The sequence below is a fragment of the Streptomyces sp. NPDC007856 genome (assembly GCF_042868225.1).
Lineage (GTDB): Bacteria > Actinomycetota > Actinomycetes > Streptomycetales > Streptomycetaceae > Streptomyces.
In genome coordinates this window covers 103,333-126,630 of sequence record NZ_JBIAEC010000008.1, presented here as the reverse complement: position 1 = coordinate 126,630, position 23,298 = coordinate 103,333, and the positions used below count along the sequence as shown (strand labels likewise).

Annotated in this window: 22 protein-coding genes, 2 tRNA genes and 1 pseudogene; 9 read left to right on the top strand and 16 right to left on the bottom strand. The window is 71.4% G+C overall.

Annotation, left to right across the window (positions count from 1 at the left end):
• Positions 1-5 precede the first annotated feature (5 nt).
• Positions 6-1,352: a nicotinate phosphoribosyltransferase gene (locus tag ACFYOH_RS20490; RefSeq protein WP_388627389.1), complete on the top strand. Its 1,347-nt coding sequence runs from the start codon at positions 6-8 to the stop codon at positions 1,350-1,352.
• Between the two features lie 96 nt (positions 1,353-1,448).
• Positions 1,449-2,042 (top strand): nicotinamidase, encoded by a 594-nt coding sequence (locus ACFYOH_RS20485; RefSeq protein ID WP_388627387.1) that lies wholly within the window; start codon positions 1,449-1,451, stop codon positions 2,040-2,042.
• A gap of 3 nt (positions 2,043-2,045) precedes the next feature.
• Here the strand turns inward: ACFYOH_RS20485 and ACFYOH_RS20480 are convergent, their stop codons facing one another.
• Both ACFYOH_RS20480 and ACFYOH_RS20475 read right to left on the bottom strand, forming a co-directional pair.
• The gene (locus tag ACFYOH_RS20480; RefSeq protein ID WP_388627385.1) at positions 2,046-2,366 is read right to left on the bottom strand and encodes a hypothetical protein; all 321 of its coding nucleotides are present in this window, start codon (positions 2,364-2,366) and stop codon (positions 2,046-2,048) included.
• Positions 2,367-2,490: 124 nt separating this feature from the next.
• A pseudogene (locus tag ACFYOH_RS20475) lies at positions 2,491-2,866 on the bottom strand (protease); the annotation flags it as partial.
• 248 nt (positions 2,867-3,114) lie between these two features.
• On the opposite strand from ACFYOH_RS20475, the gene ACFYOH_RS20470 reads away from it, so the two are divergent.
• Positions 3,115-3,372 carry a hypothetical protein gene (locus ACFYOH_RS20470; RefSeq protein WP_388627383.1) on the top strand — a complete coding sequence of 86 codons (258 nt, stop codon included), beginning with the start codon at positions 3,115-3,117 and terminating at the stop codon, positions 3,370-3,372.
• Positions 3,373-3,447: 75 nt separating this feature from the next.
• Here the strand turns inward: ACFYOH_RS20470 and ACFYOH_RS20465 are convergent, their stop codons facing one another.
• Together ACFYOH_RS20465 and ACFYOH_RS20460 are read right to left on the bottom strand one after the other, a co-directional pair.
• The gene (locus ACFYOH_RS20465) at positions 3,448-4,212 is read right to left on the bottom strand and encodes an RDD family protein (protein ID WP_388627381.1); all 765 of its coding nucleotides are present in this window, start codon (positions 4,210-4,212) and stop codon (positions 3,448-3,450) included.
• A 74-nt stretch (positions 4,213-4,286) separates the two neighbouring features.
• A complete protein-coding gene (locus tag ACFYOH_RS20460) occupies positions 4,287-5,810 on the bottom strand; it encodes an RDD family protein (RefSeq protein ID WP_388627379.1) in 1,524 nt (507 codons plus the stop codon).
• 159 nt (positions 5,811-5,969) lie between these two features.
• On the opposite strand from ACFYOH_RS20460, the gene ACFYOH_RS20455 reads away from it, so the two are divergent.
• Complete coding sequence (locus ACFYOH_RS20455; RefSeq protein WP_388627377.1) at positions 5,970-6,287, top strand: SsgA family sporulation/cell division regulator; 318 nt, start codon at positions 5,970-5,972, stop codon at positions 6,285-6,287.
• 17 nt (positions 6,288-6,304) lie between these two features.
• Here ACFYOH_RS20455 and ACFYOH_RS20450 read toward each other — a convergent pair whose 3' ends face one another.
• Together ACFYOH_RS20450 and hppD are read right to left on the bottom strand one after the other, a co-directional pair.
• A complete protein-coding gene (locus ACFYOH_RS20450) occupies positions 6,305-7,714 on the bottom strand; it encodes an FAD-binding oxidoreductase (protein WP_388627375.1) in 1,410 nt (469 codons plus the stop codon).
• A gap of 93 nt (positions 7,715-7,807) precedes the next feature.
• Positions 7,808-8,953 carry a 4-hydroxyphenylpyruvate dioxygenase gene (hppD, locus tag ACFYOH_RS20445; RefSeq protein ID WP_388627373.1) on the bottom strand — a complete coding sequence of 382 codons (1,146 nt, stop codon included), beginning with the start codon at positions 8,951-8,953 and terminating at the stop codon, positions 7,808-7,810.
• A gap of 122 nt (positions 8,954-9,075) precedes the next feature.
• Between hppD and ACFYOH_RS20440 the strand changes: the two genes are divergently transcribed.
• Positions 9,076-9,558: an Lrp/AsnC family transcriptional regulator gene (locus ACFYOH_RS20440; RefSeq protein WP_388627372.1), complete on the top strand. Its 483-nt coding sequence runs from the start codon at positions 9,076-9,078 to the stop codon at positions 9,556-9,558.
• A 6-nt stretch (positions 9,559-9,564) separates the two neighbouring features.
• On the opposite strand, the gene ACFYOH_RS20435 is transcribed toward ACFYOH_RS20440, so the two are convergent.
• Genes ACFYOH_RS20435 through ACFYOH_RS20425 form a run of 3 tightly spaced genes read right to left on the bottom strand, consistent with a single transcriptional unit; the run spans position 9,565 to position 12,256 of the window.
• A complete protein-coding gene (locus ACFYOH_RS20435; protein WP_388627370.1) occupies positions 9,565-10,356 on the bottom strand; it encodes a S16 family serine protease in 792 nt (263 codons plus the stop codon).
• 32 nt (positions 10,357-10,388) lie between these two features.
• Complete coding sequence (menC, locus tag ACFYOH_RS20430; protein WP_388627369.1) at positions 10,389-11,498, bottom strand: o-succinylbenzoate synthase; 1,110 nt, start codon at positions 11,496-11,498, stop codon at positions 10,389-10,391.
• Positions 11,495-12,256, bottom strand: coding sequence for a chorismate synthase (locus ACFYOH_RS20425; RefSeq protein ID WP_388627367.1), 762 nt, complete (start codon positions 12,254-12,256; stop codon positions 11,495-11,497). Before ACFYOH_RS20425 ends, menC begins: the two co-directional genes overlap by 4 nt.
• Positions 12,257-12,357: 101 nt before the next feature.
• On the opposite strand from ACFYOH_RS20425, the gene ACFYOH_RS20420 reads away from it, so the two are divergent.
• Complete coding sequence (locus tag ACFYOH_RS20420) at positions 12,358-13,911, top strand: PucR family transcriptional regulator (RefSeq protein ID WP_388627365.1); 1,554 nt, start codon at positions 12,358-12,360, stop codon at positions 13,909-13,911.
• Here ACFYOH_RS20420 and dapE read toward each other — a convergent pair.
• The 7 genes from dapE to ACFYOH_RS20385 all read right to left on the bottom strand — a co-directional run bounded on the left by dapE (position 13,892) and on the right by ACFYOH_RS20385 (position 21,506).
• Complete coding sequence (gene dapE, locus ACFYOH_RS20415; protein ID WP_388627364.1) at positions 13,892-14,947, bottom strand: succinyl-diaminopimelate desuccinylase; 1,056 nt, start codon at positions 14,945-14,947, stop codon at positions 13,892-13,894. The two genes, ACFYOH_RS20420 and dapE, sit on opposite strands and share 20 nt — an antisense overlap.
• A complete protein-coding gene (locus tag ACFYOH_RS20410; protein ID WP_388627362.1) occupies positions 14,944-16,404 on the bottom strand; it encodes an amino acid permease in 1,461 nt (486 codons plus the stop codon). Before ACFYOH_RS20410 ends, dapE begins: the two co-directional genes overlap by 4 nt.
• 180 nt (positions 16,405-16,584) lie before the next feature.
• A complete protein-coding gene (locus ACFYOH_RS20405) occupies positions 16,585-17,226 on the bottom strand; it encodes an IclR family transcriptional regulator (RefSeq protein WP_388627360.1) in 642 nt (213 codons plus the stop codon).
• 302 nt (positions 17,227-17,528) lie between these two features.
• Complete coding sequence (locus ACFYOH_RS20400; RefSeq protein WP_388627358.1) at positions 17,529-19,328, bottom strand: DEAD/DEAH box helicase; 1,800 nt, start codon at positions 19,326-19,328, stop codon at positions 17,529-17,531.
• A 127-nt stretch (positions 19,329-19,455) separates the two neighbouring features.
• Positions 19,456-19,824 carry a type II toxin-antitoxin system death-on-curing family toxin gene (locus ACFYOH_RS20395; RefSeq protein WP_388627356.1) on the bottom strand — a complete coding sequence of 123 codons (369 nt, stop codon included), beginning with the start codon at positions 19,822-19,824 and terminating at the stop codon, positions 19,456-19,458.
• Complete coding sequence (locus ACFYOH_RS20390) at positions 19,824-20,021, bottom strand: hypothetical protein (protein ID WP_124441851.1); 198 nt, start codon at positions 20,019-20,021, stop codon at positions 19,824-19,826. Before ACFYOH_RS20390 ends, ACFYOH_RS20395 begins: the two co-directional genes overlap by 1 nt.
• 12 nt (positions 20,022-20,033) lie before the next feature.
• The gene (locus ACFYOH_RS20385) at positions 20,034-21,506 is read right to left on the bottom strand and encodes an MFS transporter (RefSeq protein ID WP_388627354.1); all 1,473 of its coding nucleotides are present in this window, start codon (positions 21,504-21,506) and stop codon (positions 20,034-20,036) included.
• A gap of 177 nt (positions 21,507-21,683) precedes the next feature.
• On the opposite strand from ACFYOH_RS20385, the gene ACFYOH_RS20380 reads away from it, so the two are divergent.
• The 3 genes from ACFYOH_RS20380 (at position 21,684) to ACFYOH_RS20370 (ending at position 23,109) form a co-directional block, all read left to right on the top strand.
• Positions 21,684-21,781 (top strand) — tRNA-OTHER (locus ACFYOH_RS20380).
• 18 nt (positions 21,782-21,799) lie between these two features.
• A tRNA-Cys gene (locus tag ACFYOH_RS20375) sits at positions 21,800-21,874 on the top strand.
• A 269-nt stretch (positions 21,875-22,143) separates the two neighbouring features.
• Positions 22,144-23,109: a tyrosine-type recombinase/integrase gene (locus ACFYOH_RS20370; protein ID WP_388627352.1), complete on the top strand. Its 966-nt coding sequence runs from the start codon at positions 22,144-22,146 to the stop codon at positions 23,107-23,109.
• Positions 23,110-23,298 lie beyond the last annotated feature (189 nt).

Genomic DNA, 23,298 nt, shown 5'->3' with positions numbered 1-23,298 from the left:
CAGTCATGAACACAGCGGACCTTGGGCTGCCGGTGGACGTTCCCTCGACGGCGCTCTTCACCGACCAGTACGAGCTGACGATGCTGCAGGCCGCCCTGAAGGCCGGTACGGCCGAACGGCGGAGCGTGTTCGAGGTCTTCACCCGGCGCCTGCCGGAGGGGCGCCGCTACGGCGTGGTGGCGGGCACCGGGCGTGTCCTGGACGCGGTGGAGAACTTCCGCTTCGACGCGGACGTCCTCGGCTTCCTGCGCGAGCGGCAGATCGTCGACGAGCAGACCTTGAAGTGGCTCGCCGACTACCGCTTCAGCGGGGACATCTGGGGCTACCCCGAGGGCGAGGTCTACTTCCCCGGCTCGCCGATCATGCGCGTCGAGGGCACCTTCGCCGAGTGCGTGCTGCTGGAGACGGTGATCCTCTCCATCCTCAACCACGACTCCGCGATCGCCGCGGCCGCCTCCCGGATGGCCTCCGCCGCAGGGGAGCGCCCGCTGATCGAGATGGGCGCCCGCCGCACCCACGAGCTGGCGGCGGTCGCCGCCGCGCGCGCCGCGTACGTCGGCGGCTTCGCGACCACCTCCGACCTCGCGGCCGGCTTCCGCTACGGCATCCCGACGGTCGGCACCTCGGCGCACGCCTTCACCCTGCTCCACGACCGCGAGCGGGACGCCTTCCAGGCCCAGGTCGACACCCTCGGCCGGGGCACCACCCTGCTCGTGGACACCTACGACGTCGCCGAGGCCGTCCGTACGGCGGTGGAGGTGGCCGGCCCCGAGCTGGGCGCGGTCCGCATCGACTCCGGCGACCTGCTGCTCGTCGCCCACCGGGTGCGCCAGCAGCTGGACGAGCTCGGCGCGGCCAACACCAAGATCGTCGTCACCTCCGACCTGGACGAGTACGCGATCGCCTCCCTCGCCGCCGCTCCCGTGGACGCGTACGGCGTCGGCACCCAGCTGGTGACCGGCTCCGGGCACCCGACCTGCTCCATGGTCTACAAGCTGGTCGCCCGCGCCGAGTCCGGCGACCCGAAGGCGCCGCTGGTGCCGGTCGCGAAGAAGTCCAGCGGCGGCAAGACCTCCATCGGGGGCCGCAAGTGGGCGGCGCGCCGGCTGGACGAGGACGCGGTGGCGGAGGCCGAGGTGGTGGGCACCGGCCCGGTCCCGGCGGACCTCGCCGACCGACAGCTGCTGGTGGAGCTGATCAAGGGCGGGGACGTGGTGGCCCGCGAGCCCCTGGACGCGCCGCGCGACCGCCACATCGCCGCCCGCGCGAACCTCCCGCTCTCGGCCACCCAGCTCTCCCGAGGGGAACCTGTCATTCCGACGGAGTACGTCCAGGGGCGCTCGGGTAGCTAAAGCGGGACCGCCGTCCGCCCCGCCCACGCCCCCTCCCCTACGGGCCCGTAAGTCTCTAGGCTCAGTTACTTAATCCTCAGTCGAAGGACAACCGCCATGCGTCGCGCCTTGATCGTCGTAGATGTGCAGAACGACTTCTGCGAGGGGGGCAGCCTCGCGGTGGCCGGGGGTGCGGACGTGGCCGCCGCCATCACGGAACTGATCGGCCAGACCGGGGGCAGCGGATACCGCCACGTGGTGGCCACCCGCGACCACCACATCGCGCCCGGCGGCCACTTCGCCGACAACCCCGACTTCGTCCACTCCTGGCCCGCACACTGTGTCGCGGGCACGGAGGGGGTGGGCTTCCACCCCAACTTCGCCCCCGCCGTCGCCTCCGGCGCGGTCGACGCGGTCTTCTCCAAGGGGGAGTACTCGGCGGCCTACAGCGGCTTCGAGGGCAAGGAGGAGAACGGCACACCGCTCGCCGACTGGCTCCGCGCCCGCCACATCGACGAGGTCGACGTGGTCGGCATAGCCACGGACCACTGCGTACGCGCCACGGCCCTGGACGCCGCGCGGGAGGGCTTCCGTACCCAGGTCCTGCTGGACCTCACGGCGGGGGTGGCTCCGGAGACGACGGAGCGGGCGCTGGAGGAGCTGCGAGAGGCGGGCGTCGAGCTGACGGGCAAGCCCGTGGTCAGTGGCTGAGGGTCACTGAACCACCGCTGACCTGCGCAGAAGCGCCCGGATAGGGTGCCACAGCTCGGTCACGATGACACCGTTGTCCGTCGGTGCCGTGCGCCATATCAGGCCGTCCGGATGGTGCAGCACGGCCGTGATCTCGTCCAGGGTCGGGGGCGCGGCGTTCCCCCGGAGGTAGATCGCACGGAACCCCAGGTTGCGGAGCCTGGTCAGGGCTCGGGCCCGGTTCTGGGCGTGCACCAGAACCCGCACCCCGGCGGAGCCGTGGGGCAGGTTCAGCGCCACCACGACCGTGCCGTTCGGCAGCTTGCAGAAGCCTCCAGCGGCCATGCGGTCACATCCCCGTTTCGGTCGGTGTCAATAAGCGGTCCACAGGACGCACCTAAACACGATCGGCGGCGACCCGCCAAGGGGTCGCCGCCGATACGCGTCTGACCTGCGAAAACGTTGACCACTTCAGCGCGGGACCGACCTTGAGCAAGATCGTCGAGCCGTCCTTGGCCTCCTTGACGATCGCGATCTTGGTGTTGGTGTCAGTGACCCGCACGCCACCGGTGGGGTTCGACGGGTCGTAGTAGGTGCTGGTGTGGTCGTTGAAGACCGGCACCGCCTTCGGCGCCTTGACCACTTCAGCGCCGTCGGGTGCGAGTCGATCGGCAGGATCAGACCGGTGCCCGGGTGACCGGCTGCGCTGTTGGTGTTGTTGTCCGCCTCGGAGGCGTCCCACTTCCAGATCAACAGGCCGTTCCGGACTCCTTGGTGAAGGACGGGCCGATGCGGAAGAAGCCGTTCGAGTTCCAACCGGCGTCCACGGTCCCGGCGTTGTCGGAAGCGCAGGTCGATAGCCAGTCCTTGACTTGTTCGGGCCAAGTGCACTGGATGGCGCAGACGTTCGCTCTGCGAACCTGCTCGCGGTCTATGCCTCCACCCCATGACTCCGTGCGCCCCCTGTGCACCGGTACCGTGGGTTAGGTCACGCTTACCGGGTGCCTGGCTCGGGCATGCACGCGAAGAGAGTCGAATGGCACGCCCATCCGAAGAATCGAATCCCCCGAAGACTTCCGAGGACACGATTGCCATGCCTCGTCCGACCGCCGCACAGCTCGTTTACGGTTCGTGCACCGTGATCTTCTCGACGCTCGCCATGCTGCTGCTGTCCCAGACGAGTTCGCGCCTCGGGGTCAGCGTCATCGCCCTCTCGGCGCTGGCCCTCGGGCTGCTCGTGGCGATGACGGTGCCGCTGCCGAAGGCCCGCACCACCGGGGCACCGGCCCGGACGCCGGTCGCATCCGCCGAGCCCGCGCCCCAGGAGCAGCCGGTCTCCACGGCCCTGTGAACAGTCCGTACGAAAGCGGCGGGCCCGTGATCCCACGGACCCGCCGCTTTCGTACGGGCGCCCCTGACGCCTCGCTCAACCGGTGCTGACCACCACCGTCTTGGCCGCCTTGTCGTGCAGCCCCTGCTTGTAGGGCTTGTCGAAGTAGCTCCAGCCGCCGCAGATCGCCGTCCAGATGCAGGCACAGCAGAAGGCGAACGGCAGCCACAGCACCAGGGCGCGGATCAGGTTGGTCTGCACCGAGGGGGTGGCGCCGTTGTCCAGGTTCGCCACCCGCATGTTGAGCCACTTCTTGCCGAGGGTCTGGCCGTACTTGCTCATCATGAAGGTGTCGTACGCGATGTACAGCACGGCCGCGATGAAAGCCTGCCCCACGGACTTGCCGACCGTGACGTGGTCGCCGTTGACCTGGTACTCGCGCACTCCGAACGCCCAGGTGAGCAGCCAGACGACGATGCCGACGAGGATCATGTCGGCGATCCGCGCGAGCGTCCGCCTGCCGCTGTCGGCGAGCGGGGGCATACCGGCGAGCGGGTCCTCGGGGTAACCGCCGGCACCCGCGCCGTAGGGGCCGCCCGCGTAGGGAGGGGGCTGAGGCTGGTCTCCGCCGTACGGGGGCGGGGGCTGCTTGCCGTACGGCGGCGGGGGCTCGCCGCTTCCGTACGGGGGTGGCTGGCCGCCGCCCGGAGGCTGCCCGCCACCCGGTGGCGGAGGCTGCTGGGCGCCGCCGTACGGGGTGTCGTACGGCGAGCCCGGCCCCTGGTCCGACGGGGGCCGCTTCCTGAACGGGTCGTCCTCGGGGGGCTCCTCTCCGGAGCCGGGGGGCGGTTGGCTGCTCATGGCCCGAGTGGACCGCGAACGCCCCGGCTCCGCATCCGGCGGACGGCCGTACGGAGTACGTCCGTGCCCCGCGCTCAGCCCGCGACGAAGGTGTGCGCCGCCTTGTCGTGCCAGCACTGGTGCCAGGGCCGGTCGAACAGGCACCACAGCACGCCGACGATCCCGATGCCGAGCAGGCCGGGCACGCTGTAGACCAGCCAGCGGCGCAGCGCCAGGCCGAAGGTGGGGGGCTCGTGCGCCTCGATGTCCCGCACTTCGAGCCCCAGCAGCTTCTTGCCGAGGGTGCGGCCCCATTTGGCGGTGGGCAGCACCTCGTACCCGACGCCGGCCAGGAGCAGGACCGCGAGCACGATGCCGAGGCTGGTGGCGGTCGTGCCGTCGAGCAGCCAGACGGTGACCTCGCGGCCGGACAGCCTGGCCGCGTCGATCTTCTGCTGGACGTGGTCGACGGCCTTGCTGCCGAGCGGTACGGCGGCGGCGGCCGTCACGGCGCCCACGACCAGGGTGTCGATCAGCCGGGCGGCGAACCGCTTGCCGAGTCCGGCGGGACGGGCGGCGGCCTGGCGGCGCGCGGCCGCCTGGAACAGGTCCTCGACGGGCGGCTTCCACGGCGCCACGGGCTGCCCGTCCGCGCCGCCGGCCAGCTGGTGCACCTGCTGCGCCCAGGACGCCTGCCCGCCGCCGGGCCCGCTGGTCACCGGGGTGACCGGGGTGACCGGGGCACCGCTCTGCGCCGGCACCGAGGGGGCCACGGCCTCCTGAGCGGGCTGCGCGGACGGGGCCTGCGGCGTCTGCGCGGCGGCGCGGGCGGCGGCGGCCTTGCCGGCCCCGAAGCCGGGGCCGCCTGCCGGGGAAGCGGAGGCGGGGTTCGAGGAGGACGCGGCGGAGGGCGGGGTGGGCGCGCCGACGGGGCCCTGCGGTCCGAAGCCGGCGCCGGGAACCTGCGGGCCGTAGCCGGACGAACCGGCCGCATCCGCCCCGGGCCCACCGGAGGCCGGCGCCTGCGCGCCGGACGCCGGCGCGCCGAAGCCGGAGCCCTGGGCCGCGCCCTGCGGTCCGAGGCCGGAGCCCGGCCCGGCTTCCGCGCCGGAGGCCTGCGGTCCGGACCCGGACCGCGCGCCCCGCCGGCCCTGGCCGGGTACCGGGCGGAACGTCATCGTGCCGTCGTCCGTGACGGCCGCGGGCCCCGGGACCGGCCGGCGGAAGAGGAAGGTGCCGCCGGGGTCCTGGTCCTCGCCCTCGCCCGGGCCTCCGTCGGTGCGGCCGCCCTGTCCGGCCGACCCGGCCGAGCCCTCCGCGGGCACTCGCGGATCGGCACTCCAGGCGGTCCGCCCGTCACCGGCACCGGCCTCCTGGCCGGAGGGCGTCGGCTGTGGGTCCTCGTCGAAGAAGTGGGGGCCCGTCTCCTCCACCGCCGAAGGCGCGGCGCGGACACCGGGCGGCGGGATGAGCGGTTCGCCGTCCTTGGGCGCCGGGCGGCTGGTGCCGGGCACCCAGGAGGCGCCGTTCCAGTACCGGACGTATCCGGGGATGGACGGGTCCGGGTAGTAGCCCTCGCGGGGCCGGTCGTCACCTGGGGCCGGGGTTGGGGCGCTCATGTCCGTCGTCCCGTATCTGCTCGGGGGTGGGATGGGAGCCTCCACATCTATCAGACCGCGGCAGCCCGCAGCGCCAGTCCCGCAGGACCCACCCCTTTCCGGGCGACTCCGTGCCCGGCTCTCACACGTCCGCGGAAAGAGCTTCCCCGAACCCGCGTAATGGCCTGGCCCCTGCGGGAGCTGGAACTGAGGCTCATCCTGTCGCCGCAGCGCGGCATTCCGGTGCCGGCCCGGCTGAGCTACCGCTCCGACGATCCGTACGCCGGGCAGGGGGACGTGCGGGTGTGGCCGACGAAGGTGGAGGGGCGCGGTGTCGTGCTGTTGGCGCTGAGCTCGCCGGACGGGGACGCGCTGCTTCAGGCGCCGGTCCCGCAGGTGTCGGCCTGGCTGGAGCGGACGCTGCGGGCCGTGCCCCCGGGGACGGAGGGCGGGCAGCTGGGCATCGACGACGCGCTCGACCAGCTGCTCGCCCAGTGAGGGCCCGTACCGAGGGCTCAGAGGACCTTGCCCGGGTTGAGGAGGTTCAGCGGGTCGAAGGCCTGTTTCACGGCCCGCTGCATCTCCACCCCGACCGGGCCGATCTCCCGGGCCAGCCACTCCTTCTTCAGCACGCCGACGCCGTGTTCGCCGGTGATGGTGCCGCCGAGCTCCAGGCCGAGGGCCATGATCTCGTCGAAGGACTCGCGGGCCCGCCGGGACTCGGCCACGTCCTGGGCGTCGAAGCAGACCGTGGGGTGGGTGTTGCCGTCGCCGGCGTGGGCGCAGACGCCGATGGTCAGGTCGTACTTGGCGGCGATCCGCTCGACGCCCTCCAGCATCGCGCCGAGCCGCGAGCGGGGCACGCACACGTCGTCGATCATCGTCGTGCCCTTGACCGCCTCCAGCGCGGTCAGCGAGAGCCGCCGGGCCTTGAGCAGCAGCTCGGACTCGGCCGCGTCCTCGGCCGGGACCACCTCGGTGGCGCCGGCGGCCTCGCACAGGGCGCCGACGGCTGCGAGGTCGGCGGCCGGGTCCGGGGTGTCGAAGGCGGCCAGCAGCAGCGCCTCGGTGGTCTCCGGCAGGCCCATGCGGGCGAGGTCGTTGACCGCCTTGACGGTCGTACGGTCCATCAGTTCGAGGAGGGACGGGACGTGACCGCCCGCCATGATCCGGCACACGGCGTCGCAGGCGGCCGCGGCGGACGGGAACTCGGCGGCCAGCACCAGCTGCTGCGGCGGCTTGGGCTTGAGCGCGAGCACGGCCCGTACGACGATGCCGAGCGAACCCTCGGAGCCGACGAACAGGCGGGTGAGGTCGTACCCGGCGACGCCCTTCGCGGTGCGACGGCCGGTGGACATCAGGCGGCCGTCGGCCAGCACCACGTCCAGGCCGAGCACGTACTCGGCCGTGACCCCGTACTTCACGCAGCACAGGCCGCCGGACCCGGTGCCGATGTTGCCGCCGATGGTGCACATTTCCCAGCTGGAGGGGTCCGGCGGGTAGTACAGGCCGTGTTCCTCGACCGCGCGGGAGAGGGTCGCGTTGATCACGCCGGGTTCGACCACGGCGATCCGGTCGACGGGGCTGATCTCCAGGATGCGGTCCATCTTGGTGAGGGACAGCACGATGCAGCCGTCGGTGGCGTTGGCGCCGCCGGACAGGCCGCTGCGGGCGCCCTGCGGGACCACCGGGACGCGCAGTGCGGTGGCGGTGCGCATGACGTGCTGGACCTGCTCTACGGTGCGCGGCAGGACGACGACGGCCGGGGTGCCGGCCGGGCAGAAGCTCGCCATGTCGTTGGCGTAGGCGGCGGTGACGTCGGGGTCGGTCAGAACGGCCTCGGCGGGCAGGCCGGCCAGGAGCCGGTCGGTGAGGCTGCCGGTGTCCACGGCGTCTTCGGAGCGGGGCGCTTCGATGCGGCTCATGATCTCAGGTTCGCACTGACGGCCATCGGTGTGAACCCGCGGGCGTCGGGCGACGGACGCAAGCGCCGCCGCCCGACTGAAGCCCGTACGGACCTAGAGGTTGCCGCGCTTGGCCTGCTCGCGCTCGATCGCCTCGAACAGGGCCTTGAAGTTGCCCTTGCCGAAGCCCATCGAGCCGTGGCGTTCGATGATCTCGAAGAACACCGTCGGGCGGTCCTGGACCGGCTTGGTGAAGATCTGCAGCAGATAGCCGTCCTCGTCGCGGTCGGCGAGGATCTTCAGCTCGCGCAGGGTCTCGATCGGCACCCGGGTGTCGCCGACCCACTCGCCGAGGGTGTCGTAGTAGGAGTCCGGGGTGTCGAGGAACTCGACACCGGCCGCGCGCATGGTGCGGACGGTCTGCACGATGTCGTTGGTGTTCAGCGCGATGTGCTGGACGCCGGCGCCGCCGTAGAACTCCAGGTACTCGTCGATCTGGGACTTCTTCTTGGCGATCGCGGGCTCGTTGATCGGGAACTTGACCTTGAGGGTGCCGTCCGCGACGACCTTCGACATCAGCGCGCTGTACTCGGTGGCGATGTCGTCGCCCACGAACTCCTTCATGTTCGTGAAGCCCATGACCTTGTTGTAGAACCCGACCCACTCGTTCATCCGGCCGAGTTCCACGTTGCCGACGCAGTGGTCGATGGCCTGGAAGGTGCGCTGGGCGGGCGGGGCGACCATCGGCTTGGCGGCGACGTAACCGGGCAGGTACGGGCCGTCGTAGCCGGAGCGGTCGACCAGGGTGTGACGGGTCTCGCCGTAGGTGGCGATCGCGGCGAGGACGACCGTGCCGTGCTCGTCCTTCACCTCGTACGGCTCGACGACGCTCCGCGCGCCGTGCTCGACGGCGTACGTGTACGCGGCGCGGGCGTCCGGGACCTCGATGGCCAGGTCGATGACGCCGTCGCCGTGCTCGGCCACGTGCCGGGCGAGGAAGTGGCCCCAGGCGCTGCTCGGCTTGATCACGGAGGTGAACACGAAACGGGCGGAGCCGTTCTCGAGCACGTAACTGGCGGTCTCGCGGCTGCCGTTCTCCGGTCCGGAGTAGGCGACCAGCTTCATGCCGAAGGCGGTGGAGTAGTAGTGCGCCGCCTGCTTGGCGTTGCCCACGGCGAAGACGACCGCGTCCATTCCCTTGACCGGGAAGGGGTCGGCCTGCCGGGCGGTGTCGGGAGTGTGGTGAGTGGTCTGCGTCATAGCGGAAGCGTGGACCCGCCCTGCAAGGTGCGCAATAGTTTCCGTGTTCGCTGGGCAATCTGCTCAGTAGTACGGCCGTATCGGCGGTCTTTCTGTACAGGATGCCCATCCCTGGAGGTGCCGTGGCGATCGATCATCTGGACGGGCGGATCATCGTGCTCCTCGCCCGCGAGCCGCGCATCGGCGTGCTGGAGATGTCCCGGCGGCTCGGGGTCGCCCGGGGCACGGTCCAGGCGCGCCTGGACCGGCTTCAGTCGAACGGGGTCATCCGGGGATTCGGCCCGCAGGTGGACCCGGCGGCCCTCGGCTACCCGGTGACGGCCTTCGCCACCCTGCAGATCCGCCAGGGCCAAGGCCCCGATGTCCGGGCGCACTTGGCGACCGTGCCGGAGGTGCTGGAGCTGCTGACCACCACCGGCAGCGGCGACATGCTGTGCCGCCTGGTGGCCCGCTCCAACGCCGATCTCCAGCGGGTCATCGACCGGGTCGTCGGTTTCGAGGGCATCGTCCGGGCCTCCACGGCGATCGTCATGGAGAACCCGGTTCCGCTACGGATCATCCCGCTGGTGGAGCAGGCGGCCGCGGACAGCGGGGAAGGGACGTAGGCCGGCTCAGCAGCTCGGCACGGACCCCTTGCCGCTCTCCAGCGTCTGAAGGGAGTTCACGGCGCCCTTGAGTGTGGTCACCGGGATCAGGCGCAGGCCCTTGGGCAGTTCCGCCCTGGCGTCGGCGCACTCGGCCTTCGGGACCAGGAAGATCGTGGCGCCGTCGCGCCGGGCGGCCTGGGTCTTGAGGGCCACGCCGCCGACCGCGCCGACCGTGCCGGAGGCGTCGATCGTGCCCGTACCGGCGATGGTCCGGCCGCCCGTGAGGTCGCCGCCGCTGCCGTCGCCGTGCAGCTTGTCGATGATCCCCAGCGTGAACAGCAGGCCCGCGCTCGGCCCGCCCACGTCGGCGAGCCTCAGTGTGACCCTGACCTTGTCGGCGCTCAGCCCCAGGTACTCCAGCGCCGCCTCGGTCGCCGCGTCCTGGGACTGCCGCATCTGCGCCTCGTTGTGCTTCTCGATCTCCTTGACGGTGTTGCCGCTCGGGTAGACCGCGTCGCGCGGCATGACGGCCCGGTCGGTGCGGAACCAGTTGCCGGCCACGTCACCGAGGGTCACCGTGGCGTCGGGACCGGTCGCCTCGATCGTCACCATCCGCAGTTGCCCGCTGGTGTTGCGGACCGGCGCGCCGGAGACGCTGATCACCTGGGTGCCCTTGTTCGCTCCCAGGACGTTCGCCGTCATTCCGGGCTGCGCCACCGAGAACGGCAGCGGCGCGAACGCCGCCGTGGCGAGCAGGGCCACGACAGGCAGAGCGCAGACGGCTACGGCCTGGGGACGCGTGAGACGTGAGAACACGGGATCAATCTAACGTGACCAGCGGCTGTGCCTTATGCCGTGTACAGGTCCCGTCGCCGACGGGTGAAGCGGCGCAGGGCCTCCGGGAGGGGCTCGACGCCGATCCCGGGGGCGGTCGGGACCGGCAGATGGCCGTCCTGGAGGACGAACGGCTCGGTGATGTCCTCGGCGAAGTACCGGGAGGAGGCGGAGGTGTCCCCGGGCAGGGTGAAGCCGGGCAGGGCGGCCAGGGCGAGGTTGGGGGCGCGGCCGACGCCCGTCTCCAGCATGCCGCCACACCAGACCGGGACCCCGTGCGCGTGGGCGACGTCGTGGACCCGGCGGGCCTCCGGATAGCCGCCCACCCGGGCGGGCTTGACGTTCACCACCCGGCAGGCGTCCATCGCGATCGCGGCGGCGGTGTCGGCGGCGTGGTGCAGGGACTCGTCCAGGCAGACGGGGGTGCGCAGGCGTTTCTGCAGCTGGGCGTGGGCGTGCAGGTTGTTCTCCGCCAGCGGCTCCTCGATCAGCAGCAGCCCGAAGTCGTCCAGGCGCCGCAGGTGCTCGGCGTCGGCCAGGGTGTAGGCGGTGTTGGCGTCGACCTGGAGGGGCAGTGCCTCGCCGAAGCGGTCGCGCACCGCCCGTACCGGCTCCACGTCCCAGCCCGGCTCGATCTTGAGCTTGATGCGGACGTACCCCTCGGCGAGATAGCGCTCGACGTCGTCCAGCAGCTCCGGCACCGAGTTCTTGATGCCGACCGACACCCCGGCGGGCACCCGGTCCCGGACCGCGCCCAGATACGTCGCGAGCGGCATGCCGTACGACCGCAGCTCGGCGTCCAGCAGGGCCGTCTCCAGGGCCGCCTTCGCCAGCTCGTGGCCCTTGATCTTCGCCATGGCCGGGGCGAGGGCGGCGGTCGTGACCTCCCCCAGCGCCGCGACGCGCGGGATCAGGAAGTCGCGCAGCACGATCTCGGCGCCGGCGACGAACTCCGAGCAGTACAGCGGCTCGGGGTCGGCGGCGAACTCCGACCAGCCCTCGGCGGAGTCCGTGACGACGTGCAGCAGGAAGGTGTCCTTCGTCGTCATCGTCCCGAAGGACGTACGGAACGGGGTGACCAGCGGGATCGCCACGTGGACGATCTCGACGCGCTCCAGCTTCACGCCGCAGCCTCCTCACGGGTGAGGGTGTACCAGCCGTCGCGGGACATCCCGGTGGCCCGGAACCCGTCCTCGAAGGCCGTCAGCAGCACCTCGCGCACCGCGTGCCGCCAACGCAGCGCCAGCGCCGGGTCGGCGGCGCGCAGCTTGACGATGTCCTCCGGCACCCGGCACCACAGGTGCCGCTCGTCGCGGCGGGCGAGGGGGTCGCCGTCGGGGGCGGTGGCGGTGACCGGTCCGCGCGGTGCGAGGTCGTACGACGTCGCGGGTGTGCCCGGGTCCGCGCCCAGGTCCCATGTCACCGTCAGCCGGTCGCTCTCGTCGCCGTCGTTCACGCCGTCGGTCATCGGGCCGTAGAAGTCGACCAGGTACTCGGTGCCGGTGGCGCCCAGCTTGGCCAGGTTGAAGCGGGCGTTGCGGCCGACCAGCGGGTCGAAGGTCCAGCGCATGGTGCGGGCGCCCAGGCAGAGGGCCCAGTCGCGCTGGGCCAGCTTCACCGCGTGCCCGAGCCCCCGGTCGGCGGCGGCCACCAGCGAGTACGTGCCGCGGCCGGCGCCGAGGACGGCGACGGAGGCGCCGGCGAGCCGCTGCCCGTCGTACGCGGCGTGCACCGCGCCGCCGGCGTGCACCAGGCTGTGCAGGACCTCGGCCGGGTAGGGCGGGGCGGTACGGGGCGTCTGCCAGACGTCGCTGAAGTAGTCGGCCACGGCCGCGAGAGAGGCGACGTCGTGGACGGTACGGATGGTGACTCCTGCTGTCATGGCACGAGTCTTAAAGGAGCCGGCTTCACTTGTGTTGTGCGAGTGGCCAACGCACGCGTACGTTCGTTTCACCATCCGCCAACAGCCCGCTGGAGACCGCCATGGACGCCTGCACCCTGGGTGACCTCCTGGACGTCGTCGGCGGCCCCGCCCTGCGCCTGCACACGGCCCCCGCCGGGCAGGCCGTCCCGGTGACCGAGGTGGTGCTCCACGACGGCCGCACCCCGCTCCCCCGGCAGCCCGGCGCACTCCTGCTCGCGGTCGGTGTCCCGGCCGCGGAGTCCGGGCCGCTGCTGCGTGCGGCCGCCGAGGCCGGGCTGACCGGGGTGGTGGTGCGCGGCGCGGACGGCCCGGTCGCCCAGGCGCAGGAGCACGGCGTGGCCCTGCTGTCGGTCGCCGAGGACGCCGCCTGGCACCACGTCCATCTGCTGCTGGCTTCGGCCATCGCCGCCCAGCCCGCCGCCGTGTCCTCCGACACCGGGCTCGGCGATCTGTTCGCGCTGGCCGACGCGATCGCGACGGCGACCGGCGGGGCCACCGCCATCGAGGACCCCCGGCAGCGGATCCTCGCCTACTCCACCGTCCCCGGTCAGCCGGTGGACGAGGACCGCCGGCAGGGCATCCTCGGTCGGCAGGTGCCGGCCAGCGCCGAGAACACCGAGCAGTACCGCAGGCTGTTCGCGGCCGACCGCCCGCTCCGGCTGCCCTCGCTGACGGACGGGGAGCTGCCCCGCCTGGCGATGCCGGTGCGGGCCGGCGGGGAGACGCTCGGCTCGGTGTGGGTGATCGACGGCGGCTCGCTCGCGCCGGACGCCGAGGACACCCTCGCCCAGGGCGCCTCCACCGCCGCCCTGCTCCTGCTGCGGGCGCGCGCCGCCCGGGAACTGGCCCGGCACCGGGGCAGCGAGCTGCTGCGCCGACTGCTGGACGGCACGGCAACGGATCCGGCCACGGCCGCCGAGCGCCTGGGCCTCGCCGGTCCCGCCCGGGTGGCGGCCTTCGTACTGGACTCCGCCGCGAGCGTCCCGGACGCCGAGCGCACGGCGCTGCGCCTGCTGGACGTCGTACGGCTGCAGTGCGAGGCACGCTACGGGCGGCACGCGGGCGTGCTGGTGGACGGGGTGGTGTACGCGGTGCTGCCCGGTCCTGGTGAGCGGCACAAGCGGCTGGCCGAGGACATCGTGGCGCGGGCCGGGCAGGCGCTGCGGGTGCCGGTGCGGGCGGCGCTCGGCGAGGTCGTGCCGGACGCGGCGGGGCTGGCGGACTCACGGGCGGACGCGGATCTGGTGCTGCGGGTGCTGGACGCCGGCCTGCCGGTGGCGGTCGTGGACGAGGTACGGCCCCGGGTGACGCTGCTGCGGCTGGCCGAAGTGATGGGTGAGCGACGGGAGTTGAGCGCGGGCGCCTGGCGGCGGGTGCTGGCGTACGACGCCGCGCACGGCACGGAGTACGCCCGCACCCTGGTCTGCTGGCTCGACGCGGGCTGCGACATGGCGGGCGCGGCGAAGCTCCTCGCCGTGCACCCCAACACCTGCCGCTACCGCCTGAGGCAGCTCCAGCAGCACGCCGGGGTCGACCTGGACGACCCCGACGAACGGCTGGTGCTGTGGCTCCAGTTGCGGGTGCTGGCGGGACTCAGAGGAGCCACTGCCTGAGCCGGTCCTCGCACCGCCGAAGGTGCTCCACGGGGACGTACTCCCCCGCCGTGTGGGCGAGGGAGGGGTCCCCGGGGCCGTAGTTGAGCGCGGGCACGCCCAGCGCGGCGAACCGGGCGACGTCCGTCCAGCCCAGCTTGGGCCTGGGCTCGGCGCCGAGCGCGGCGACGAGCCCGCCGACCCGGTCCAGGTGCGGCAGGGCTCCGCCGACGACCTCGGTGACCCGCGCCTCGTACTCCGGGAAGAGCGAGCGCACGTACGCCTCGGCCTCCTCGGGTGAACGGCTCGGCGCGAAACGGCAGTTGACGGTGACGACGCACTCGTCCGGCACCACGTTCCCGGCGACCCCGGCCCGTACGGCGACGGCGCTGAGCCCCTCCCGGTACTCCAGCCCGTCGACGAGGATCCGCTCGGGCCGGTGCGCGTCGAGCCGTTCGAGGACCCGGCCGGCCTTGTGGGCGGCGTTGACGCCCTGCCAGGCGCGGGCGGTGTGGGCGCGGGCACCCTCGACCACGATGTCGGCGGTGAGGATGCCCTGGCAGCCGGCCTCCACACGCGCGTCGGAGGGCTCCATGAGGATGGCGAGCCCGGCGTCGGCGAGCAGTTCCGGCCGCTCGGCCCCGATCCGGGCGAGGCCGTTGCGGTCCCCTTCCACCTCCTCGCACTCGTAGAAGACGTAGGTGAGATCGCGCACGGGAGCGGACACGGTGGCCGCCAGCCGGAGCGCCACGGCCACCCCGCCCTTCATGTCGCAGGCGCCGAGCCCGTGCACACGGTCGTCGGCGAGCCGGGAGGGCAGGTTCCCGGCGGCCGGGACGGTGTCCAGGTGCCCGGCGATCAGGGCGCGTTCGCCCCGTCCGAGGTGGGTGCGGGCGACGACGGAGTTGCCGATCCGGTCGACGGTGAGATGGGGCAGGGCGCGCAGGGCGGTGTGGACGGCGTCGGCGATCTCCGCCTCCCGCCCGCTCTCGGAGGGCAGGTCGACCAGGGCGCGGGTGAGGGTGACGACGTCGGCGGTGAGGTCGAGGGCGGTCATGCGAGGTCTTCCGGGGAGATCTGGGCGAGCTTGGAGTGCCGGATGCCGTAGAAGCCGTAGATCACGAGCCCGGCCGCCATCCATGCCCCGAAGGCGATCCAGGTGTCGGCGCCCAGGCTGCCCAGCATGTAGACGCAGAAGACGACGCCGAGCAGGGGCGTGACGGGCGAGAACGGCACCCGGAAGGAGCGCGGGGTGTCGGGGCTGCGCCGGCGCAGCAGTACGACCGCCAGGTTGACCAGCATGAACGCGAAGAGGGTGCCGATGCTGGTGGCGTCGGCGAGGCTGCCGAGCGGGACCAGGGCGGCGAGGACGGCGATGAACGCCGACACGATCACGGTGTTGGCGCGGGGCACGCCGGTGCGCGGGTGCACCTTGGCGAACAGGGGCGGCACGAGCCCGTCCCGGGCCATGGCGAAGAGGATGCGGATCTGCCCGTACTGCACGGTGAGCACCACGCTGGTGGTGGCGACGACCGCGCCGATGGACAGCAGGATCGGCCACAGGTTGCCGCCGCCGACGGACCGTACGAGCACCTCGCTGAGCGTGGCCTCGGTCCCCGCGAACTGCTTCCACGGCATGGCGCCGAGCGCGGCGACGGCGACGAGCACGTACAGGGCGGTGACCAGGATCAGCGACAGGATGATGGCGCGCGGCAGGTCCCTTTGCGGGTTGCGGGCCTCCTCACCCGCGGTGGAGGCGGCGTCGAACCCGATGTACGAGAAGAACAGCGAGGCGGCTCCGGCGCTCATGCCGGCGGCGCCGAGCGGGAAGAGGGGGTGGAAGTTCCCGGCCCGGAAGGCGGTGAAGGCGACGGCGCAGAACAGCACGAGAGCGGCGATCTTGATGCCGACCATGATGGTGTTGGCGACGGCGCTCTCCTTGGCCCCGCGCAGCAGGACGGCCATGGCGAGTACGACGATGAGGGCGGCCGGGATGTTGAGGGTGCCGCCGGCCCCGGGCGGCGCACTGAGCGAGTCGGGCAGCGTGACGCCGAAGGTGAGCTGGAGCAACTCGTTGACGTACTGCCCCCAGCCCACGGCGACGGCGGCGACCGACACCCCGTACTCCAGGATCAGACACCAGCCGCACACCCAGGCGACCAGCTCGCCGAGGGTGGCGTAGGCGTAGCTGTACGAGGACCCGGAGCCGGGGATCATGCCGGCCAGCTCGGCGTACGACAGCGCCGAGAACAGGGCGGTGACACCGGCGAGGACGAAGGAGACGACGATGGCGGGTCCCGCCTCCGGCACGGCCTGCCCGAGCACCACGAAGATGCCGGTGCCGAGGGTGGCGCCCACGCTGAGCAGCGTCAGCTGGGCCACGCCCATGGTCCGCTTCAGCGGGCTGCCGGCGGCCTCCCCGACGAGGCGTTGCACCGGCTGGCGCCGGGTGAGCCGATGTGTGCTGCTTGCTTCGTGTGCTGTGGCCTCCGGCCGGGTGCCCACTGTGTCCACCGCGCTGTTACCTCCGCCTCGGGGTGTATGGCCCTTGATGATGCGGAGGGGCAGGGAAGGCGGGGTGTGCGGATCGGCCAAAGGTGTGTGGCGGGGGTTGGCCGGATGAGCAAACGCAGCTGCGGGCAGTCGTGCCGCCGGGAGGCCGGACACTCATCGCACCGCTCGGCGCGGCCGGCGTCAGCGCAACGCTTCGGCGACCTCCTTCGCCGCCTCCACCACTCTCGGCCCCACCCGCTCCGGCACGGAGTCGGCCAGCATCACGACGCCCACGCTGCCCTCGACGCCCGTGACTCCCACCAGCGGCGCAGCGGCCCCGCTCGCCCCGGCCTCCAGTTCCCCGTGCGTGAGGGTGTACCCGGGATCCGCGGACGACGACTGCCGCGCGGAGAGGATCGCCTTGCCGGCCGCCCCCCGCTCCAGCGGATGCCGGAACCCGGCGCGATACGCCACGTGATAGTCGGTCCACGTCGGTTCGACGACGGCGACGGCCAGCGCCTCCGTCCCGTCCACCAGCGTCAGATGCGCCGTCGCCCCGATGTCCTCGGCGAGCGACCGCAGCGCCGGCAACGCGGCCTCCCGCACCAGCGGATGCACCTGCCGGCCGAGCCGCAGCACCCCCAGCCCGACCCGGGCTCGCCCGCCCAAGTCACGCCGTACGAGCGCGTGTTGTTCCAGGGTGGCGAGCAACCGGTACACCACGGTACGGTTCACGCCCAGTTTCGTGGACAACTCCGTGACGGTCAGCCCGTGGTCGGTGTCGGCCAGCAGCTTGAGGACACGCAGTCCCCGATCGAGCGTCTGAGAGGTCTCCGCGGTCACGACGCCCACTCCTTCGGCGGTGAGGTCGGCGGACCCCTGAGCGGCGGATGCGCCGCCGAGTCCCGTCGGCGACGCGCTTCAGAGGCCGCCGATCGGCAGGACGCCCGGCGGCTCCGGGCCATGTCGCTTCACGGCTGCGCTCCGCGGCGGCGCTGCCACGGGGCGTGTGCGTAGCCGGACAGTAGCGAAGCAGGTTCGCTGAGCGGAAGTCTCCGTCCAGAATCCGGGCAAGACCAGTTCCGGCCTGCCTGAATTCGTCCGGATACGCACAGGCCCCAGGAACTGACACGTGGCGGACCGGGTCACCTCATCCGGGTCGCCCACTCCTGCACCTTGGCGATCCGCTGCCGCAGCTGCCCCGCCGTGGCCTCCGCGCTGGGCGGTCCGCCGCAGACCCGGCGCAGCTCGGTGTGGATGACCCCGTGCGGCTTGCCGCTCTGGTGGACGTACGCGCTGACCATCGTGTTGAGCTGCTTGCGCAGCTCCATCATCTCCTTGTGGCTGACCACCGGCCGCCGCTCGGCCGGCAGCTCCAGCAGGTCGGCCTCGCTGTCCGGTTTCTTGCGGCTGTGCGCGATCTGCCGGGCCTGCCGCTTCTGCAGCAGCAGCTGCACCTGCTCGGGCTCCAGCAGGCCCGGAATGCCGAGGTAGTCCTGCTCCTCCTCGCTGCCCGGGTGCGCCTGCATACCGAACTCGGCGCCGTCGTACAGCACCCGGTCGAAGACGGCGTCGGACTCCAGCGCCTCGAAGGGCAGCATGTCCTGCTCGCCGGTGTCCTCGTCCTGCTGCTTGTTCGCCTCCTCCATCTCCTTCTCGGATTCGGCGTACGGGTCCTCCTCGCCCTCCTTCTTCGGCTTGTCGAGGGCGTGGTCCCGTTCCTTCTCCATCTCGTTGGCGAAGGTCAGCAGATCGGGCACGGTCGGCAGGAACACGGACGCGGTCTCGCCGCGCCGCCGGGACCGTACGAAACGCCCGACGGCCTGAGCGAAGAAGAGGGGGGTGGAGATCGTCGTCGCGTACACGCCGACCGCGAGCCGGGGCACGTCCACGCCCTCGGACACCATGCGCACCGCGACCATCCACCGGTCGTTGCTGTCGCTGAACTCGTCGATCTTCGTCGAGGCGCCCGCGTCGTCCGACAGCACGAGGGTGGCCTTGGTGCCGGTGATCTCACGGATCAGCTTGGCGTACGCGCGTGCCGAGTCCTGGTCGGAGGCGATGACGAGGGCACCGGCGTCCGGGATGGCCTTCCTGACCTCAGTCAGCCGCTGGTCGGCGGCGCGCAGCACGCTGGGCATCCAGTCACCGCGCGGATCGAGCGCCGTACGCCAGGCCTGGCTGACCGCGTCCTTGGTCATCGGCTCGCCGAGCCGGGCGGCCACCTCGTCGCCGGCCTTCGTGCGCCAGCGCATGTTGCCGCTGTAGGAGAGGAAGATGACGGGCCGCACGACCCCGTCCGACAGGGCGGAGCCGTAGCCGTACGTGTAGTCGGCGGCGGACCGCCGGATGCCCGCGTTGTCCTCCTCGTACGTCACGAAGGGGATGGGGTTGGTGTCGGAGCGGAAGGGCGTACCGGTCAGGGCGAGCCGGCGCGTGGCGGGCTCGAACGCCTCCAGGCAGGCCTCGCCCCAGGACTTGGAGTCACCGGCGTGGTGGATCTCGTCGAGGATGACGAGGGTCTTGCGCTGCTCGACCCGGTTGCGGTGCAGCATCGGGCGCACGCCCACACCGGCGTAGGTGACGGCGACGCCGTCGTACTCCCGGCCGAGCGGCCCCGCGCTGTACTCGGGGTCGAGCTTGATCCCTATCCTGGCGGCCGCCTCGGCCCACTGCTTCTTCAGGTGCTCGGTCGGCGCGACCACGGTCACCTGCTGCACGACGTGGTGGTGCAGCAGCCAGGAGGCCAGCGTCAGCGCGAAGGTGGTCTTGCCGGCGCCGGGCGTGGCGACGGCGAGGAAGTCACGCGGCTGCTCCTGGATGTACTTCTCCATCGCCCCCTGCTGCCAGGCACGCAGCTTGCTGGCGGTACCCCAGGGCGCGCGGCCCGGGAAGGCGGGCGACAGGTGGTGGGAGTGAGCGGAGGAAGCGGCGGTAGTAGTCACGGTCTCCGTATGTCTTGCGGGTCGGGCGGCTCGGCTACGTATGACAACCGGGCCACCCTACCGGCGCCCCGGTGGTGTCAACGCGCGAACGAGGCCGGGTCGCCCGTGGGTGGGAGCCACGTCACAGTCAGCGCGCGAAGCGCGGCAGTTGCGCCGCGCTCTTGGCAACGTCCAGCGCTCCCTGGCAGACGTCCAGCACGAATCGCTCGGCCTCGTCGACGTCGAAGTCCGGGTCCAGTGGATGCCCGTTCATCTGCAGGAAGACCCAGGTCGCGTACCAGGAGAGGCGCCTGTTGCCGTCCACGAGGGCGCGATTGCGGGCGAGGGACTCCATGAGGGCTGCGGCCTTCTGCCACACGTCCGGGTATGCGTCCTGCCCGAACACGCTCGACTGCGGACGTGCCAGCGCCGAGTCCAGGAGCCCGTAGTCGCGCACTTCATCCGCTCCGAGCCGCTGCGCGAGGTTCAGCAGCTCGGGGAGCGTGAGGTAGTGCATCAGGCGAGCCTCCGGTTCAGCTCGGCGCTGGCCTTCAGGACGTGCTCGGCCGCCTCGTTGAACAGTCGTGAGTGCTCGTTGATGGCTGCGATCACCGCGTCGTGCGCAAAGGCCTGCATGCTACGCCCCTCGGCCGCAGCGCGCTCCCGCAGGGCATCCAGCTCTTCGTCCGTGAACCGCAGGTTCAGTCCAGCCACGCGTCGACGGTACTAAGTAGTACCAATCGGTGCCACCGGACTCCGCTCCCGCAACCGCGTCGTCACCCAAGCCCCCACCAGTGCCACCCCCGCCATCGGCAGGAAGACGGCGGCGAAGGCGGCGGGGTGGGTGCCGTCGGTGGCCGTGGCCGGGCCGGCCGCCGCGGCGGCCGCCGTGCTGCCGCCGCCCAGGGCCGCGAAGGCGGCGCCGGTCGCGGCGAGCAGGACGACGTTGGAGAGGGCGTCGGAGATCTGGAGTGCGGCGGAGTTGGCGCCGGCCTCCTCCGGGGCGGACAGCTTCAGCATGAGCACGCTGGTGGAGGAGATCACCAGGCCCATGCCGAAGCAGCCGAAGGCCCAGACGACGGCGAGGATCCAGACCGGCACGGCGTGCAGGAGCACACTGGGCGCGGCCGTGATCGCGGCGGCGACCAGCACCATGCCGACGGTCATCAGCCGCTCCCGGTACGGCCGCACGCGCGGCCGGGACTGCGCCCACGAGCCCAGCGCCCAGGTGCCGCCGCCCGCCGCCAGCGAGAACCCGGCGAGCGTCGGCGACAGCCCGCGCTGGGTGACCAGCATCAGCGGCACGAAGGACTCGGCGGCGATGAAGGAACCGGCGGACAGCCCGCGCAGCAGCACGACGGAGGGCAGGCCGCGGGCCGCCCGGTAGGTGCCGTGCGGGAGGAGACCGAGGACAGCGGGAACCAGCAGGGCGGTGCCGGCCAGCCCCGGGAGCAGGGACAGGGGGCGCAGGTCCTGCGCGGCGTACTGGAGGAGGCCGGCGCCGACGCAGATGCCGAGGGCGAGCCGGATCCGCCGCCGGTCGAGGGCGAGGGCGCCGGCCTCCTCGTCCACCGGGCCCGCCGCCCTGCGCCGTATCTGCGGCAGGGCGAGGGCGAGCGGGAAGACGACGAGGACCGGGATGCCGAGGAAGACCCAGCGCCAGCCGAGGTGCTCGGTGACGGCGCCGGAGGCGAGCGGGCCGACGACGGACGGCACGACCCAGGAGGCCGCGAACGCCGCCATGATCGCGGGCCGCAGCCGCTCGGGGTAGGCGCGGCCGACGACGACGTACAGCGCGACGATGACCAGTCCGCCGCCGAGCCCCTGCACGGCCCGGCCGAGGATGAACACCCACATGGCCTGTGCGGTCCCGGCCACGACGAGCCCGGCGGCGAAGGCGCCGATCCCCGTGGTCAGCGCCCCGAGCGGCCCCCGCCGGTCGGACCACTGACCGGCCAGCACCATGCCGAACAGGCTGGTCGTGAAGTACCCGGAGAAGGCGAACGCGTACAGGGCCACGCCGTCCAGCTCCCGCGCGGCGACCGGCATGGCGGTGCCGACGGCGGTCGCCTCGAAGGCGATCAGCAGCACGACGGACACGATCCCGACACTGAGCGCCCGATAAGCCCTGCCCAGTACACCGTCGCCCTGCTCGACGGGGCTCAGGACATCGGCGTCACGCGACTCAAGGGCACTCATGGCCGCAGCGTAAGGCGCACAGCACGGTTTTACCCCTGTCGGTGGTCCCGCTCGCCCTGCGACCTTGGTCGTACGCCGCCGGGCCGTTCATGAACGCCGTGTGGCAGTCGCATTGCGACGCCACCGATTCCCTTGAGCCCTTGAAGCAGCTCGCCATAACGTCATTCCCACGAACACGGCCGTGTGCCCGAGTGGTTCAGGGGCTCGCCTGCGCTGCATCCATCAGCGAGCTCCGCTCGCGGGGAGTCACGTGGGTCCGAATCCCACCACGGCCGAGAGCAACGATTCAACACGGCCGTGTGCCCGAGTGGTTCAGGGGCTCGCCTGCAAAGCGAGTTACGCGGGTTCAATTCCCGCCACGGCCTCCAAAAGTAGGTCTGACCAGCACGTTTCAAGGTCAGACAACGCTCCACAGCTCTGGGACTCCCACACCAGAGGGGGCTAGGTCAGTTGCTTGGTCCATCACGGACTGACCTAGCTCCACAGAGCGCCGCACGGCGCAGAGGGAGCCACAGTGCAAGCACGTACACCTCTCCGGAGTGCTGTCAGGAGCGCACAGAGCAGCGCTGAACCGACACAGCCGACAGCACCTCTCCGAGTCGTAGACGGACGCTCAGCCACAGATGCGCGTACGGCCATGCTGGAAGAACTTGATCTCCACCTGAGCACGATCACCAACAGGTACGGCCGTCCCTTCCAACGCAAGACCATCAACGCGTACAAGTTCGCTGGTGTCGCCCTGCACAACTGGATGACCGAGTGCGGAGAAGAAGGGGACTTCACCACGTGTGACGTAGCCACCCTGAACCGCTTCTTTCGCTGGTACTACCGAGTGCACGACGTGCCCAAGTCCCAGGACGGCAAGGGCGGTTACACGGGAGGGACCAACACCCTTCAAAGGAACCTGCGCCCTCTGTTCATCTACTTGGCAGAGGAGTACGACCACGCCAACCCCTATGACTCCCCCAAGCTCCACCGGTACGCCGCTCCTCCTCTCGGTAAGCCCAAGACACTCTCAGAGGAGTTCGTGACTGACGTACTCAAGGCGACAGGGAACGGCTCTGCCAAGGTTCGGGACTTCCAGACTGTTCGGGATCACGCAATCATCCGAGTTCTCACGGAGGGACTGAGGGCTGAGGAGTTGCTGAACCTGCGGGTACAGGACTTGGACCTAGCTCGGCGAACCATGCTGGTGATCCCGCTCAAGATGGATCGGAACAGCGTTGACGCCCGTGTGGTGCCTCTCCAGCCCAAGACAGCAAAGGCTCTTGCTCGGTATCTCCGAGTCCGTTGCACGCACGCTCTAGCCGACTCAACCCCGTTCCTCTGGCTTGGCACCCGTGGCAGGGGTCCACTCCAGTACAGGGGTCTGTACGTCATGGTGAAGAAGCGGGCAGAGCAAGCCGGTTACGACCCTGCGCAGGTAGCCCCTCACTCGTTCTGCCACACGTGGGCGGATGACCTCAAAGCGGCTGGAGTCTCGGGAGAGCACATCATGGCTATCAGGGGTTGGAAGTCCCCTGCCATGCTCCGCAGGTACGGGGCGGACATGGCCTCCACAAGGGCTGTGAACGCCGTACAAGGCTTGGGAGACAGGTACTGAGCCCAACCCCTTAAGAACACAGCAGAGAAGCCCTTAGACGCTGATCTAGGGGCTTCTCTGTTTCTGGATACTGTCTCGGCGCACAACACAAGTTGCGTGAAAGAGACCAGGCAGGCCACTTCCCTTAACGAAACTTTTAAGGGTGGGGTAGGTCATATCTTGGTAACGATGCTTGACATTGCGCGGCCT